Origin of the sequence: Streptomyces sp. NPDC001480, assembly GCF_042894725.1 — a bacterium.
Taxonomy (GTDB): Bacteria; Actinomycetota; Actinomycetes; order Streptomycetales; family Streptomycetaceae; genus Streptomyces.
In genome coordinates this window covers 1-15616 of the sequence record NZ_JBIAVX010000023.1, presented here as the reverse complement: position 1 = coordinate 15616, position 15616 = coordinate 1, and the positions used below count along the sequence as shown (strand labels likewise).

16 protein-coding genes and 1 pseudogene are annotated in these 15616 nt (G+C 68.6%); 9 read left to right on the top strand and 8 right to left on the bottom strand.

Translation table 11 applies throughout. The features are described from left to right. Positions 1-91 precede the first annotated feature (91 nt). The 3 genes and pseudogenes from ACFY01_RS39685 to ACFY01_RS39675 form a co-directional block, all read right to left on the bottom strand. Positions 92-442, bottom strand: a pseudogene (locus ACFY01_RS39685) (transposase family protein); the annotation flags it as partial. 81 nt (positions 443-523) lie between these two features. Beyond that, positions 524-1117, bottom strand: a complete 594-nt coding sequence (locus ACFY01_RS39680; RefSeq protein ID WP_390740652.1) for a helix-turn-helix domain-containing protein — start codon at positions 1115-1117, stop codon at positions 524-526. Positions 1118-1280: 163 nt separating this feature from the next. Continuing rightward, the gene (locus tag ACFY01_RS39675) at positions 1281-2189 is read right to left on the bottom strand and encodes an oxidoreductase (RefSeq protein WP_390740651.1); all 909 of its coding nucleotides are present in this window, start codon (positions 2187-2189) and stop codon (positions 1281-1283) included. 67 nt (positions 2190-2256) lie between these two features. Here ACFY01_RS39675 and ACFY01_RS39670 point away from each other — a divergent pair, with 67 nt between their 5' ends. Further along, on the top strand, positions 2257-3546 hold the full coding sequence (locus tag ACFY01_RS39670; RefSeq protein WP_390740650.1) for an ArsR/SmtB family transcription factor: 1290 nt from the start codon (positions 2257-2259) through the stop codon (positions 3544-3546). Positions 3547-3692: 146 nt separating this feature from the next. Next, entirely contained in the window at positions 3693-4229 is a 537-nt protein-coding gene (locus ACFY01_RS39665; protein WP_390740649.1) for an SMI1/KNR4 family protein, read from the top strand. Positions 4230-4278: 49 nt separating this feature from the next. On the opposite strand, the gene ACFY01_RS39660 is transcribed toward ACFY01_RS39665, so the two are convergent. Next, a complete protein-coding gene (locus tag ACFY01_RS39660) occupies positions 4279-4653 on the bottom strand; it encodes an STAS domain-containing protein (RefSeq protein ID WP_390740648.1) in 375 nt (124 codons plus the stop codon). Positions 4654-4826: 173 nt separating this feature from the next. On the opposite strand from ACFY01_RS39660, the gene ACFY01_RS39655 reads away from it, so the two are divergent. Then, positions 4827-5306 carry an ATP-binding protein gene (locus ACFY01_RS39655; RefSeq protein WP_390740647.1) on the top strand — a complete coding sequence of 160 codons (480 nt, stop codon included), beginning with the start codon at positions 4827-4829 and terminating at the stop codon, positions 5304-5306. A 274-nt stretch (positions 5307-5580) separates the two neighbouring features. Here ACFY01_RS39655 and ACFY01_RS39650 read toward each other — a convergent pair whose 3' ends face one another. Next, on the bottom strand, positions 5581-5823 hold the full coding sequence (locus tag ACFY01_RS39650) for a hypothetical protein (protein WP_390740646.1): 243 nt from the start codon (positions 5821-5823) through the stop codon (positions 5581-5583). A 413-nt stretch (positions 5824-6236) separates the two neighbouring features. Between ACFY01_RS39650 and ACFY01_RS39645 the strand changes: the two genes are divergently transcribed. The 6 genes from ACFY01_RS39645 to ACFY01_RS39620 all read left to right on the top strand — a co-directional run bounded on the left by ACFY01_RS39645 (position 6237) and on the right by ACFY01_RS39620 (position 11521). Further along, on the top strand, positions 6237-7358 hold the full coding sequence (locus tag ACFY01_RS39645) for a PP2C family protein-serine/threonine phosphatase (protein WP_390740645.1): 1122 nt from the start codon (positions 6237-6239) through the stop codon (positions 7356-7358). A gap of 202 nt (positions 7359-7560) precedes the next feature. Continuing rightward, complete coding sequence (locus ACFY01_RS39640; protein WP_390740644.1) at positions 7561-7938, top strand: alcohol dehydrogenase catalytic domain-containing protein; 378 nt, start codon at positions 7561-7563, stop codon at positions 7936-7938. Continuing rightward, positions 7896-8630 (top strand): zinc-dependent alcohol dehydrogenase family protein, encoded by a 735-nt coding sequence (locus ACFY01_RS39635; RefSeq protein ID WP_390740643.1) that lies wholly within the window; start codon positions 7896-7898, stop codon positions 8628-8630. Before ACFY01_RS39640 ends, ACFY01_RS39635 begins: the two co-directional genes overlap by 43 nt. 298 nt (positions 8631-8928) lie before the next feature. Next, entirely contained in the window at positions 8929-9564 is a 636-nt protein-coding gene (locus ACFY01_RS39630) for a carbonic anhydrase (protein WP_390740642.1), read from the top strand. 383 nt (positions 9565-9947) lie between these two features. Continuing rightward, positions 9948-10853, top strand: coding sequence for an NmrA family NAD(P)-binding protein (locus tag ACFY01_RS39625; protein WP_390740641.1), 906 nt, complete (start codon positions 9948-9950; stop codon positions 10851-10853). Positions 10854-10978: 125 nt separating this feature from the next. Then, entirely contained in the window at positions 10979-11521 is a 543-nt protein-coding gene (locus tag ACFY01_RS39620) for an isochorismatase family protein (RefSeq protein WP_390740640.1), read from the top strand. 130 nt (positions 11522-11651) lie between these two features. On the opposite strand, the gene ACFY01_RS39615 is transcribed toward ACFY01_RS39620, so the two are convergent. The 3 genes from ACFY01_RS39615 to ACFY01_RS39605 form a co-directional block, all read right to left on the bottom strand. Next, positions 11652-12467, bottom strand: a complete 816-nt coding sequence (locus ACFY01_RS39615) for an SAM-dependent methyltransferase (RefSeq protein ID WP_390740639.1) — start codon at positions 12465-12467, stop codon at positions 11652-11654. 558 nt (positions 12468-13025) lie between these two features. Continuing rightward, the gene (locus tag ACFY01_RS39610) at positions 13026-13811 is read right to left on the bottom strand and encodes a GNAT family N-acetyltransferase (RefSeq protein ID WP_390740638.1); all 786 of its coding nucleotides are present in this window, start codon (positions 13809-13811) and stop codon (positions 13026-13028) included. A 302-nt stretch (positions 13812-14113) separates the two neighbouring features. After that, the coding region (locus ACFY01_RS39605; protein ID WP_390740637.1) for a hypothetical protein at positions 14114-15616 on the bottom strand (1503 nt) is incomplete at its 5' end.

Sequence of the window (15616 nt, the reverse complement as noted above, 5' to 3'; positions counted from 1 at the left end):
TGACCAGCCCTGGATCTGCCCTTCAAGGGGTTTCGCGCGGATCTCCGCCTCCACCCGCTGCCGTCGAGCGCCCGGACGTCGGCACGCCGGGCCGGAGTCGACTCCCGGTGAGGACGGCAGCGGCGATGACCGTCATGCGGTTGGGGCTACAGCGGGCTCTCCGGAAGACACGCCAGGACTTCAGTCTCGCGACGCGTCGTTCGACCGGTGCTCGGGCCTCTGACAGGGCCCGGTTGATCGTCCGCTGGGTCGCGGTGAGGTCCTGATACGGAAGACGTCTGATCGGCGTGGTCACCCAGGAGCCGGCCCTGGTGTAGGCGCGGTCGGCGAGGACGGGTACGCCCTGGCGTTCGCAGATCCGGATGATGCGGTGGGTGCGGGCCGCGGTCAGGTCATGGGTGCGGCCGGGCGGTGCGAGCGAGATCCACATCGGTTCGCCAGTACCGGGGAAGTTCACCCGGGCGAAGGCACGGGGCAGTGGTCGGGTGCCGCAGAGGCGAACTCGTCGCAGGGCAGCACCCGCTCAAAGGGGTACCGCCCCGCGTCCGGCCGCTGGGAGCCTTCGCCCGCTCCAGGTTCCGCTGTGGCCGGCATCCCCGGTGATGGCGATATTTCCCACTCGGTACTCAGGGGTGGGCAAACTCGCTGGGTTGCTCTCCCCGCCCGAAGGCGTTGATGCGGAGCCTTTCGGGGCGACCCCGTTGATGAGCAGGTCCAGGACGCGGGCGGCCTTGGGGCGGAAGGCGGGGTCGCTGATGAAGATCCAGGAGCGCTGCTGCCAGGGCTTGATGGCGTCCTGGTCCAGCCCGCGGCGCACGGTGGACGCCGAGAGGGCCGGGGTGATCCGGCGGGCGACGGCCTCGCGGGCCGGCTCCGGGCACGACCAGCGTGACAAAGGTGCCTGCCGCGGCGGGAAGCTGACACGCCAGGGTCTTGACCTGTGTGCCGTCTGTAGCGCGGTGAAGGCGGCGGGCCGGCCCGGGCGCTTGCGGTCGGCCAGGCCCAGCAAGCCCAAGTCGGCGAACCGGCCCCGCCAGGTGCGCACGGTGTCCACGTGCACCCCCGCCTCGACGGCGATCCACGCGTTGGACCTGCCCCGAGCCGCCAAGAACACCATCCGTGCCCGGACCCTGGCCTGGTGAGGTGTCTTGTGGCCATATGCCTTCTTCTTCAACCGGTCTCGCTCTTCGGCGGTCAAAGCTATCGGGCGGGCGCAAGCAAAAGGCAAGGCAGACAGGCCGATCGGCAGAAGTGGATCACGACGTCATGGGGTGTCTTGTTCATGCCGTTTCAGGGTGGAGCGAGTCCAGGACGGTGAGTTCGTCCGGGGTGAGGCGCAGTGCGCCGGCGGCCACGTTCTGGGTGAGGTGATCCGGATTGCCGGTACCGGGGATCGCCAGGACATGCGGCCCGTGGTGCAGCGTCCAGGCCAGCCGGACTTGTGCCGGGCTCACGCCCCGGGCCCGTGCGATGGCGAGCACCTCGTCGCTGTCCGTGCCGTTCGCGCCTGTCTCACGCCCCGCGCCGGCGATCGCGTAGAAGGGCACGAACGCGATGCCCTGCTCGCCGCACTTGTGCACGAATTCCTCCTGCTCGGGCCGGGCGCCGATGCCGTACTGGTTCTGTACGCAGACCACGGGCGCGATGCTCTGGGCCTCGGCGAGGTGGTGGGGGCGGATGTTGGACAGGCCCAGGTGGCGGATGAGTCCGGCGTTGCGCAGTTCGGCGAGTGCGCCGAAGCGTTCGGCGATCGAGTCGGTGCCAACGATGCGCAGGTTCACCACGTCGAGGTGGTCGCGGCCGAGTTGGCGCAGGTTCTCCTCGACTTGGCCGCGAAGCTGCTTGGGGGTGGCGTGCGGCAGCCACTGGCCCGAGGCATCGCGTCCCGGTCCGACCTTGCTGGTGATGACGAGGTCGTCCGGGTAGGGGGTCAGTGCCCGGTTGATCAGTTCGTTGGCGGAGCGCAGCGGCGAGAAGTAGAACGCGGCGGTGTCGATGTGGTTCACGCCGAGTTCGGCCGCGCGGCGCAGCACACGGACCGCCAGGTCGCGGTCGCTCGGGACGGCGTCGGGCGCGAACGCCTCGCCGTGCTGGGTCAGGCGCATCGCGCCGAATCCGATCCGGTTGACCGTGCGGTCGCCTAGCGTCCAGGTGCCCGATGCCGCCGCGGTGATCGTCTGTGAGGTCATGGCGGGATGATCTCCACACGGTAGGCTGACCGGCCATTGATTAAGGGATATCTGAATCCATTGAGGAGTGGTTGTCCTGGCAGAGCTGGCGTTCTCAGCGAGCGATCTCGCGCAGGTACGGTTCGCCGTCTCGCCGATGTGGGAGGTCGCGCCCAGCTTCCGGCTGCTGACCTCAAGCACCGAGCATCCGGTCCACCGGTCCTGGGCCGACCAGGTAAGGCCGCGCATGGTGGCCGCCGGGCTCGACCGGGGTTGGCTCTCCGAGCTGATCCCGCCCACCGGCTACGTCCCCGACTTCCTCAACCCGGCCCCCGCCGGACCGGCCCCCGCGCCGGCGGCAGAGCGGGATGCGATCCTGGCCTCGCCCGCCGACCGGGTACGCCAGGACCTCGACCACCTGGCCCGCCACCAGGGGAAGCTCGGCCCCCGGCTGCGGGCCCTGCACGCTGACCCGCAGACCCGCCTGGCCAAGGTCACCGAAGAGATCGAAACGTACTGGGAGCTGGCACTGGCCCCCTACTGGGCACGGATCCGGGCAGTGCTGGACGCGGACATCTTCTACCGGGCCCGCCAGGTCGCCGAGCACGGCGCGGGCCACCTCTTCAACGACCTGCACACCACGGTGAGCTGGGACGACAACGGGCTGCGGCTGGCCCGCCGCAAGCAGCCGCTGACCCGCACGACGGCGGGTGCAGGGCTGCTGCTGATCCCCTCGGCCTTCACCGGACCGGGGCTGCGCACCCGGGTGACGCTGCCGGATCCGCCCCAACTCGTCTATCCGGCACGCGGCGTCGGCTCACTCTGGCAGGCACGGACCCTCGCCGGGGCCGACACCCTCACCGCTGTACTCGGCCGCTCGCGCACCCTGCTGCTGACCGAACTGGAGACCCCGGCTTCCACCACCGAACTAGCCCGCCGAACCGGCCTGTCCACGGCCGGAGTGTCCCAATACCTCACCGCACTGCGAAACGCGGGCCTGGTCAGCGCCCACCGCGCCGGCCGCTCCGTCCTCTACGCCCGCACCACAGCCGCCGACACCCTCCTCAAAGCCGCCTCCACCCGAAGGCAACCCCCGAAGGACTTCCGGAGCCGACCACTTAGCGGCCCCGGGGCGGGCGTCCGCCTAGACAGTCAGGCGAGACGGGCAACGGCGGTGGGAAGGGGTAGGACGGGCAGACCGACGCTTCGGGCACGAGCTACACCTGGCCGAGCAACTCGCCGAACCGACGACGATTACGACATCCTCGAATACGCCGACAGAACACCGGTGCCAGTCGACGTCGATGTCACGGCCGAAGCTCTTCGGCTCGCACAGCGTCCTCGTTTTCCAACCGAACCCACGGACGCACCAGCCTGACGCCGCACCAGCCTGACGCAGACCGGTGGACCCGTGGATTCAGGCTGAAGGGCCTTCGGTTTCCTCAAACCCACGGGCCTCGAGGGCGTTGAGGGACATCGGAACGAAGATCGGTGCTAAAAGATTGTTGTATGTGGGTTCAGCGAGTGATCGAACTGACCGGGTGGGAGCCGCTCGGGATCTCCGTCGACTGGCCGGCGGTCGAGGGAGAGCTGGGTGTTCCGCTGCCGGCGGACTACAAGGACCTCTACGAGGCGTTCGGCGGCGGCGTTTTCAGTGATTCCCTCTACTTTCTGGGGCGCGACGAAGGCGCTGCGTTCGACTTCATGACACAGTGGCGGGTCGACCTGTCGGTCGACCAAGACAGCAAGCTCGAAAACGTATCCGCCGTCGAGCCCTATGCGATCTACGCGCCGGGCGGCAAAGGACTGGTCGAGTGGGGCTCTACCGAATGGGCCGACGAGTACTTCTGGCTGATCGATGCCGAGCGGCCGGGCGAGTACCCCGTCCTCGCGCGGTCCAATGACGTCGGCGCATGGCACCGGTACGACATGTCCACCTCCGAGTTCCTCTACCGCGTCCTTGACGATGCCGATTTTCGACCCTTCGGGATCGCGCAGTACGACCTCGGCACGACGTTCACGCCCGGCTCCGGCGACCTCTTCGACGGCCAGCCACTCTGACGAGAGGCTGGCCGTACCACGTTCGTGGACACGCCAGTGCCGTTGTTTCTCACCGAGATCCGTAAGCCAGGTGATCACCAACTGCCTCCGGAACCGGTCGCCAGACGCCGACGAGTTGCAGGGTGCGCCGCACGGCTCGGGTGGGGCCGGCCGGGCGCAGCCATCCTCCCGGCTCGGTGACGGCCTGGTGTGCGGTGATGAAGAGGTTGATGCCGCTGGAGTCCATGAAGGCGATCTGCCGCATGTCGACCACGATGCGGGGCCGGACGGTGTCACAGACGTCCAGGGCTTGCCTGAGCTCGTCGCCGGTGTGGTGGTCGATCTCTCCGGCCAGGGTCAGCACGCGGATGCCGTCGGTGGTGGCGGATACGACGGACAGCCCGCCGGGTTGCGGTGTCCGCCCGGCCCTTTCGTTCTCCGCCATTGGTCCTTCTGCCATGCCGGTGGTACTGGCACCCTGAAACGTCGCCCCGAGTGGTGCCCTGAACGGTTGGGATCATGCCCTGATGTGACAGAGCCGACAGAGGAACCGAGGAGCTGTACCGCTCCGATGCGGGTACGCGCGGGGATGTGAACGGGGTAGCGAAGGCGGCCGCCATGGAATCAGTGCCCGTGGGTGAGGACGGTGTGACACCGCAGGCGCAGGCCGTACAGACCACGGTGGCCTTGGACGGGGACGGCACGTGCATCGCCCAGGCGCGCCATCTGACTGCGGACTTTCTTGCCGGGGTGCAGGCCGAGCACGGGCTGCCGGTCTCCGAGCGGGCCATGGATGTGACGCAGCTGGTGGTGAGCGAGCTGGTCACCAACGCCTGCAAGTACGCGCCAGGCCCGGTGCTGATGGATCTGCGGATCGCCGGTGATCTGCTGGAGGTGGTGGTGTGGGACTCCGATCCAGTCCTGCCGGTGGCAAGGGCCGCGGATGCCGGACGAGTCGGACAGCACGGCCTGGAGATCGTGATGGCCCTCGCCCAGGGCTTCGAGGCGCAACGCGAGCCGGTCGGCAAACGCATCACCGCCCGCATCGCAATGCTGGACGCCCCAGACGGCGCACCCGCCGGCCGCCGACCCCAGTAGGACAAGTCCTTCCGCCCCGACCACGAGTCCGCACGCATGTCCCCCCCAAGTGCCTGGCACTGCAGCAGCAGCAGCGGCAGTCGGAACGAAACACACGAGACAGGGAGTCCTCTCGAGGATCGCGGGCAGTTCGTGATCCTCGTACCAGGTCCCGCCTGCGGTCCGCCCGGCAACCCATGGCGGCTGTACCCGATCGAGCGGTGAGTGTGATCGCCGGCCCGTCACACCCGCCGCTTAGGATCCACGTTCGTGGCCGAGGCACCCGAAGAATTGATCAACCTGGAACGGTCCGCCGACGAGTAGCCACCGCCGCGGCATATCCCTGATCCAGCCAGGAAGCCAGCACCTCACCGGCGTCCTGGTCGGTGAGACTGACGCTGGCGCCGGGCGCGCTGCCATACTCGCCGACCCAGCGCCGGAACTTGTCCCACGCCACCTCCGAGCGGTTCCACCAGCCGTGCTGCACCGCCCGGCCACCCGAAGTGAGGAGCAGGTGATAGCGGCCGGGACTGCTCACGCGAGGCGGATCCCTCTGGGCCGTCCCGGCTCGCGCACGATCGCGGCCTGCGCCTCCAGCCCGATGAGCTGAATGGTGCACCGACGCCCATTCCGACCACCGCCCCGATCTGCTGCATCGTCGGCGCCTGGCCGTGATCAGCGATGTGCCGGCGGATGCGGCGCAAGATGCGCTCCTGGGTGTGACTGTGCACGATAGGTGGCCCGGATGGACGAATGCGATGCACAGTTCAGGGCCGGCGTCACCGGGCTGGCGAGGGCCCAGCGCCCCTCGCGCAGGAGAGCCGTGCACGGCGGCCCATCGGCAGGAGGCCGTCATGGCGCAGGCGCGGTGGCGCGTTCAGTCGTCTGTGCAGCGGATGGCCTCCGGAGCGGCGCGTTCCCGTAGGGGAAGGTGGGTGGAAGGCTTGGGGCATGGCCTTGCGAGCGTGGCGGGAGTTCCGGTGTTCCTGGCAGCCGGGTCACGCACCCGCGCTGATGGTGATCCCACTGGGGCTGATCGTCACGGTCTGTGTGGTGGACGTGCTGGCGCCGCCGCACATTCACCTCGGGCCGCTGCTGGTGGCAGCACCGGCGATCACGGTGGCGTTCGCGGGCGCCCGCGTGACGGCGCTGATGGGAGCGCTCGCTGTGGCGGCGCAGATGCTGATCGGTGTGCTGAGAGAGAGCCTGGCCTCCGGCAACATCCAGGCTCAGATCGCCGCTCTGATCGTCGTCTCGGCCGTCTGTGTCGGCATCTGCGTGCTACGGGACCGGCGTGAACGCCAATTGCACCGGGTGCGGTCCGTCGCCGAGGCGGCGCAGAGCGTGCTGCTGCAGCCCTTGCCCGCCCGCGCCGGCCCGCTGCGGATCGCCGGCCTGTACATCCCGGCCGAGGAGGAAGCCGATCTGGGTGGGGACCTGTACGCGGCCGCACGGACCGACCACCACAGCACCCGGCTCCTCATCGGCGACGTCCGCGGCAACGGCCTGGCCTCGATCAACAACACCGCCCTGCTGCTCGGCGCCTTCCGCGCGGCCGCCCATCGGCAGGCCACCCTGCCCCGCCTCGCCGTCCACCTGGACGCCGCGTTCCGCTGGGACAGCAGCCAGTGGCGCTCAGGGACGGAACAGGACACCGACGAGGACTTCGCCACGGCGATCCTGCTCGACATCCCCGACCACGAGCCGGTCGTCCGCCTCATCAACTGCGGCCACCCACCGCCGTTGCTCCTGCGCGGCACTCACCTCACCCCCCTCACGCCGGCGGCGAGCCACCTTCCGATCGGACTCGGCGGCGCCTTCGGCATCGCCGCCTACGACGTCCAGACGTTTCCGTTCGAGGTCGGCGACCTGCTCCTCCTCTACACGGACGGCGTCATCGAAGCGCGCGACAGCGCCCACCTCTTCTACCCGCTCACCGAACGTGCGCCCGCGTGGACCAAGGACGACCCCGACGAACTCCTGCGCGCTCTCCACGACGACCTTCTGGCCCACGTCCACGGCCACCTGAACGACGACGCGGCCGCAGTCGCAATCCGCCGCCTGGCCCTCTGAACCAGGGTCCTGGTCACCCCCTGGGAGGAACGACTTTCGAAGGATGGTCAGCCGCCGGGAATCTTCCCGGGGGCGGGCGTAGCGTGGAGCGACGGGGGCGGGATGGTGCGCTGCGGCGAACGGTCCTGATCACGTCCCCTCCGAGGCCGCGCGACGCCAGCACGCCGAGCCGTCCCGGGCGCCGAGAGACGGAAGGCCACACATGCCTCAATCGATGCGCGCGCTCGTGGCCGTGATGGCCGGCGAGCCCACCGACGTCCTGCGGCTGGAATCCCGGCCCGTTCCCACACCGAAAGCCGGGCAGGCCCTGATCCGGGTGAAGGCGACTCCCGTTCACGCCAGTGACCTGCACGTGCTGCGCGGCCGCTACGGCTTCTCCCCCGAGTTCCCCGCTGTCGGGGGCAACATGGAGTGCGTGGGCCGCATCGAATCCCTGGGCCCGGACACCGAAGGACCGAAGGCCGGTGAGCGCGTGGTGGCCACCGCGATCCCGGCTGTACCTGGCCCCCCGTCGCCGGCACCTGGCAGGAATACCTCGTGGCCGACGCCCGAAGGCTCCTGCCGGTACCCGACCAGCTGAGCGATTCCACCGCCTGCCAACTCGCCGTCAACCCGCTGACCGCGCTGCTCCTCGTGACGCGCGAACTCGACGTGCGGCCGGGCGAGTGGCTGCTGCAGACGGCCGCGGGCTCCACCGTGGGCCGCCTGGTCATCCAGCTGAGCAGACATTTGGGTATCCGCACGATCAACGTCGTACGGCGGCGCGCCGTCGTGGAGGAGATCGAAGCGTTCGGCGGTGACGAGGTCATCTGCACCGAGGACGAGGACCTGATGCAGCGTGTGGCCGAGATCGCCGGACCGGCCGGCGTGCACAAGGCCGTCGACTGTGTCGCGGGCCCCGTCGGCGCCCAGGTGTCCCAGGCGCTGGCTCCGGGAGGAGAGCTGGTGGTCTACGGCGCACTCTCCACCCACCGACAGACCGACCCCGCGGCACTGACGATCCCGCTGCAGGCCCGTTCGGTCATCTACGAGACCAAGACAGTCCGCGGCTTCTGGCTGAACCGCTGGTTCGGCACCGCCTCACCCGAGATCGCGCTGCGCGCGCTGGCCCAGGTCCGCGACCTCGTCGTCGACGAGGTGCTGAGCATCCCCCAAGGGCGTCCGTTCCCGCTCGAACGCTTCGCCGAAGCCGTCACGCTCGCCGAAGCACCCGCACACGGCACCAAGCCCCTGTTCGTCTTCGAAGACGCCCGGGACGAGAACGGCGAGTAAAGAGCGGCCCTGCCGGTCCGGCCACAGCGTGCCAGAGCCGCCAGAAGAAGCCTCCGCCGTTCGCCCAGGGCACCGCTGCGCCGTATCGACTCATCACGCAGGTGCAGTCGAGGTTTCAGGTAGGCATCACACTCTGACATACGGTGTCGGATGTCGTAGGGCGTTGACCTGCACGGTCACGGTTTGCGCGGAGTCGAGTGGCATGGGAGGCGGCGGCGGTCCAGGCTTGGAGGCAAGTGGAGGTCGTCGGCGGCGTCACCAGGGGCCAGGCTCAAAGCACGATGGGGTTACCGGCACAGTGATCGACACGGATGAGCTAGTCAAGCGGAACGCCGGGTTCGCCGACGGCGGATCATTCGCGCAGCTCAAGCTCATGCCGCAAGGCAGTCTGACGGTCATCGGATGCGTCGATCCTCGTGTCGACCCGTCGGAGGTGCTCGGGCTCAAGCTCGGCGAGGCAGCGGTAATCCGCAACGTCGGAGGACGGGTCACGCCCGCGACATTCCGGACGCTGGGCATGCTCGCGAAGGTCGTGCAGTCCCGAACGGGCGGCCCTGGCCCGGGCGACAACCACTATGCGGTCCTGCACCACACCGACTGCGGGATCACGGACCTGGCCGCGTTCCCCGAGCTGCTGGCCGATTACTTCGACGTGCCGGCCGCCGACCTGGCCGCCAAGGCAGTCACCGACCCGGTCGCCGCCGTCCGCGTCGACGTCGACGTCCTCAAGCAGGATCTTCGGGCCGGAGTCTTCGTCTCAGGGATCGTGTACGACGTGGCCACCGGACTCATCGACGTTGTCGTCCCGCCCGCGCGAGTGGAAGCACGACACCGCGCGGCGCTTGCGGCCGGTCGGCGCGACCGCCGTGGGCCTGCGGCTCGTACCGGGATCTGCTTGCCTGGCTGGCCGTATCGGCGGGGAGGGGCCTTCTAGCATGTGCGACGATCATGGGCACTCGGCGGCCGAGGCGGCGTGGTCAGCACCTCGCGTCGCGGAGGGACCGGCTGTTGACTCGGTGACGCTGCCCGAGGTCGACGAGGTCAGGGTCACGACGATGGTCGACAACACCGTCGACGCCCTGCTGACCTCTGGCGTCACACTCTGGTCCATCCGCTGGTCGCGGCGCCGCCGCGGAGGTGCCGGGCTCATGGCTCCGCGTGCCAGGGAGAGACGGCGGACGAGGGAATGGACTCGCGGTTGGGGCCGCGGACGCATGCCGATCGCCTGACTTCCGCCGGGGCCGGACGTCACCCCGGTTTGCGCCCTGGCCGTACGGGCCGCAGGCTGCCCCTATGGACTCCAGTCCGGAAGCAGGCATGCGGCCCATCCTGGTGACCGGTGCTGCGGGCAGCGTCGGTGCCGTCGGCAGAACCGTGGTCCAAGGGCTGCGGCGCCGGGGCTTCCAGGTGCGTGCTCTGGTGCGCCGGGATGACGACCGTGCCCAGGCGCTGCGCGCGACGGGCGCCGAGGTCGTGGTCGGAGATCTGACGTGTGCTCGTGATGTCGCCGACGCCCTCGACGGCTGCGGCCGGATGTATTTCGGCATGGCCGTGTCGGCACAGTATCTGCTGGCCGGCGTGACCACAGCGGCGGTCGCGCGCGCCTACGGACGCCTGGAGGCGTTCGTCAACATGTCGCAGTTGACCGTCTCCGAGATGGACGCCACCAGCGGCTCCGAGTCGCATCAGCATCGTCAACAGTGGCTGGTCGAGCAGGTTCTCGGCTGGTCAGGCCTGCCCGTGGTCCAGGTCAGGCCCACCGTCTTCATGGAGAACCCGCTCTTCCAGACCGTGTTTGCCTCGATCGCCAAGGACGGCGTGATCAGGTGGCCCTTCGGCGAGGCGAGAACCTCCCCGATCGCGGCCGGTGACGTTGCCGCGGCCGTCGAGGAGATTCTGGCCGATCCGGCCGGGCGCATCGGCCGGATCTATGAGCTGACCGGCCCCCGATCACAGGACGTCGCCGCTCTGGCCGCGGAGATTTCCGATGCTCTGCACCGCACGGTCGGCTACACCGACGTCCCGTTGCAGGAATGGCTCGACAACGATCTCGCGGCGCTGGGACTGCCGGCCCATGTGCTCCAGCACATCTCCACCATGGCTCGCCTGCACGCGGCCGGGCGCTATGACCGCCAGGCAGACGGCATGGAGGAGATCACCGGGCGGTCCGCCGAAGGAGTATCCGGGTACGTCCGCAAGAACCCGGAGCTGTTCACTCGCTGACGCCGAGACACGAGAAACTCGTCGGCCAGGAGGATCCGGGACTGGCCCGACTGGTACGCCCAGTACATGATCAACGAGCAGACCGGAACCGAACCTCCCGAGTAGGGCCGGCACGAGGGGGAACCATGGCCGAAACCTACGGTCCTCACCACACGGCCGTCCTGCTGGTCGACCCCTACAAGGACTTCCTCTCGGAAGGCGGCAAGGTCTGGCCCCGCCTGGAGCCCGTGGCCCTCAGCGTCGATCTCCTGAACCATCTGCGGTCCGTGGTCGCCGCGGCCCGCGAAAACGGTGTGCGCGTGGTGTTCGTACCGCACCGCCGCTGGGAGCCGGGCGACTACGAGACGTGGGAGCACCCGACCCCTTCTCAGCGGAAGATCCAGGAGTTCCACCACTTCGCCCGAGGCTCCTGGGTCGGGGAGTTCCACCCCGACCTCCGTCCGCAGCCGGACGAGGTCGTTGCGCAGGAACACACCGCCGGATCCCCCACCGAACGAAGAACGCATCCGGCTCCTCGGCAGCCTGGCCGCTCCGTCGGCGGTCCGCCCGTCACTGCAGCGCTTCCTCGATGCGATCACCGGGGCACCGGCACCCATGTCGCTCTTGTCGGCCTCCTGGCCAACACCTGCATCGAGGCAACCGCCCGCTACGGGCCCGTTCTCCGCTGACCAGCGTGAGGACTACTGCAAGCCTCGATGACGCGGAGAATTGAAACCTGAAGGTGTCGATCTCCTCGTTCCGCCGCTGGAGGGGCGGGCCCGCCGGTGAGTGCGTGTGGCAGCGCGGTGAAGCGAGAGATCACGGCTTCAGCGCCACGGCTCCCAGCTGGGGTACGACCGTGGGCTCTTCGCCGGGCTCCGGCCGCCACAGCGAGCAGGACACGAGCCCGGGCTCCAGGAGCGTGAGCCCGTCGAAGTACTGGGCGACCTCCTCGCTGCTGCGGGCGGTGACCGGCGGTTTGGCGTTGGCGTTCCAGAACTCCATCGCCTCAAGCTGGAGGTCGCCGCCGAGTTCGGGCTCCGTGGTGGGATGGGTCAGTACGAGGAAGCTGCCGGGGGGCAGTGCCTGCACGAGCCGACGTGCGATGGCCCGCGCCTCGTCACCGTCAAGGACGAAGTTGAGGATGCCGAGCAGCATGAGTGCGGTGGGCTTGGTGAAGTCGAGTGTCCGTCCGGAGATGCGCAGAATGGTGTCCGAGTCGTGCACATCGGCGTCGATGTAGTCGGTGGCGCCTTCCGGGGCGCTGGTCAGCAGGGCGCGGGCGTGCGCGAGCACGATGGGGTCATTGTCGACGTACACGATCCGCGACTCGGGGGCGATCCGCTGGGCGATCTCGTGGGTATTCTCCAAGGCGGGCAGGCCGGTGCCGATGTCGAGGAACTGACGGATGCCGTGCTCCTCTGCCAGACAGCGCACGGCGCGGCCAAGGAACTGCCGGTCGGCGCGCGCGATGTCGCGGATGACGGGGATCATTCCGGCAACATGATCGCCTACCTGCTGGTCGACCTCGTAGTTGTCCTTGCCGCCCTGCCAGTAGTTCCACACGCGAGCGTTGTGCGCTGTCCCTGTGTCGAGTCGCTGCACTGCGGCGGTGGCGCTCTGGTTCTCGCTCACGTCTTCCTCTCCTCGCACGCCCAAGGACCGCGTGCGATAGGGCACTTGCGGTCACGGCTGCGCTATTGCACATCGGTGGGCGTCATTCTGCCGCACACCGCCATCGTCGCGTCCCGGAACAGGTGGGGCGGAGGAAACTTGGGTCTACGGCGCTCTGCTTGCGGCTGTCGCCACTTGGGCCGGTCTGCCCCTGCCGGACGATGAGATCCACCAGGCGTCCTCGTGATCCGCTCCCGGCCGGCCAGAAGGGCTCGGGCTGCTACCAGCGGAGCGATGCTGGACCCCGGACGCGGCATCACGGTCGTTCCTCTCTTCCTAGGTCTGGCAGACCCGCCCTCGTCGGCCCTGCCCGCGTCATACTGCTGCGGGTGACCTACGACTTGCTCGCCCTGAGATTCGCATCCCCGAGCCACCGAGAGGCCCTGCCTTGATGCACACACAACGGGAAGATCACCTCGGCGGGAAACCTGTTCGATCCGCCCGTTCCATGATCGGGTGAGTTGCGGCTTCTTAAAAAGCCGGATCAGGCCTCACTGCCACCTCCGAGCGCAGTTTTGGTCACAGTCCCGATGGCGGCGAATAGAGCACGACTTCACTCACCTGTGTGAATCCCAGCCGCTGGTAGACCGGCGCGCCCAGGTCACTGGCCTGCAGAGTGCAGACGAGTGCTCCATGCTGGCGTCCAATGACCATTGCCGCCGCCGTGAGCGCCGCGCCTATGCCCCGCCCACGATAAGTGGGATGTGTCCCGACCCAGTAGACACCTGCAACACCGTTGCTGATCAGCACGGCCGATGTAGCCACCGCGCGACCGTCAATCCGCCCGACCAAGCGGATTAGGCGGCCGAGATCGGTGCGGAGGTTGGATTCAGCGTCTACTACCAAGGTCTGAAGCGTGTGGCCGACTCCGAAAGAGGACGCGTAGGCATCGACGTAGTCCGTCACACCGTCCGGTCCATCGACGCGTTCGATGATGAGGCTGGCGGGCGGAGGCGGTGCAGACAACTGGTCGAGTCGGACTGCCATGATTGGCATGCTGCCGTTGCGGCTGTAGCCGCGTTCCCGCAATGCCTCTGCCACGCCGGCGTCGCTGTCCGGGCCGACCCACCATCGCCAGGGCAAGTTGGCCAGTTGCTGCTCAGCATCAGCAGCGGCCTCAGGAACACTACGACCGCTGAGCCTCAGGACACCATTTAGCAGTCCGTGCTGGAGGCCACTGCGGTAAACGACCAGATCCTCCTGGATCGAGTCGGAGCCGCCCCAGGCGAGCCAGTGGGCCCGAAGATTAGCCATTTGCGGAGAAATATCATGAATAGAAGCTGCCTCCGGTTCAGCAGTATTCATGATTCCGCCCTAAAGCATGCAGGCGCTGCTTTTCGGTTGGGTTGACTTAGAGCTTGTCCTGCATAGTGCGTGACTCGCGCGCCGGCCGGAAGGAGGTTGTGGGCATGCCGGCCCTGAGGGACGCCCCGGCGGTACTGGCCGGAGGCGGGGTCGTGGTCGACGACCGTGACCTGCCGATAGAACTTGGTGAGCACTGCGGCGGTGAGGAGACCGGCGAAGCCGGCGCCGAGGGCGACTGCGGTTTCGTTGTTTTCGTTTGGCACGAGACGAATGCTCGGCGCTTCCTCCTGTCCAGAAACAGGTCAAGCGGTGTCCATCTGGTGTCCGTAGACCTCGCGTTCCCACATCCAGTCCACGATGTGAGCCACCGCCCGGTCCCGGTGCCGGCGGTAGGTGCTGAAGGACAGGTGCAGCGACTGGGCCACGCGCTCCTGCGGGCCGGCCGGGTGCAGAAAGGTGCGGTCGAGCACCTCGAACAGGCCGCGGCGGTCGGCCCGCAACGGCTCGGCGGCCATCGCGAGGAGCTCCTCGAGCCCTGAGCTGGATGACCGCACGACCCGCGATCTCATCAGCGGATTGCGCCGCAGCGCCTGCGGCGCGTGCAGATCGCGCAGCGCCGCGCGGACCGATTCGGCGAACTCGGTTTGGGATAGGACGAGTTCGGCTGACTGCTCCTGCGCCGGCCGGGCCGGGGCGCCCACCTCGCGGGCCGCGGTGAGTTCGAGCCACTCGGTGAGGCCGGTGCGTCGCCAGTCGTGGACGAAGACCGGGTAGGTGGTGTCCCCGATCGTGTACGCCGCCTCGGCTGCCGGCCAGAAGTCCAGATAGCCGAGTGTCGGCTCCCACATTCCGGCATCCGCGTACGCCCCCACCAGCGTCCAGGCGGAGTGGTCATGAGTGAGGATGTCGAGGATCTGGCACACGGCGAACAGGGTCAGTGACGGCGAGGAAGCCTGCTCACGGTCACGGTCGAGGAAGAACCGCCAGGCCCGCACGTGCTCGCCGGGGCGTGCCGCGCCGTGCTGCTGGGTGTACTGCCACATGCTGTCGACGCCCGGATCCACCCCCAAATCCTCGGCGCACAGCTCGAGGCAGGCGCCGAACCCCTGTGGCTCCCCGTCCGGTCCGCGAAAGACTCGGAAGGCTCCGGGCTGGCGCCGTATCCAGTGCGCCACCAGCTCGGCCTGTTCCGCCCCCTGAGCGCGGGTCGTCATCTCGACGATGGGGGCCGTGTCTTCCGGCCGCAGCGCATCGATATGGTGATCGACCGGCCGGGCGGCCGCGACGTATGCGGCGAGCCTGGTCCGCGGGCAGGTCACGACGATGGCGTCGGCCAGGAGCCGTTGCTGCTCGCGTGGGTCGGGCGCCGAGCGGATCCGTGCGACCAAGTCGGCCCGCACTTGGGTGTGCACCTCGGCGTAACGCTTCGGGTCGCGCCACCGCAGGTCGGCGTCAAGGATGTCGCGGACCGTGTCGTGCAGGAACAGGCCGTACGGACCCTCCTCGACGAACGACAGCGTGCGCAGCCACGTGAACAGCTCCCCGGCGTTGTCGCCGAGCACGGATCGCAGGACGGTCTCGGTGATGACGTTGGCGTGCGCGCAGACTTCCAACGCAAGCCGATGGCGCGGACCCGGCACTTCGTCCAGGGTGCGGGTCAGCAATCCGCGCACCACGTCGGGCAGGTCCCCGAGTGTGCGTGGCGGAACGCCACCGCCTCGCCGCACCGCGTCGACGAGCATGGACAGGGTGAGTGGGTGGCCGTGGCTGATGTCGAGCAGGTGCTCGTGGAACTCGGCGGGGAC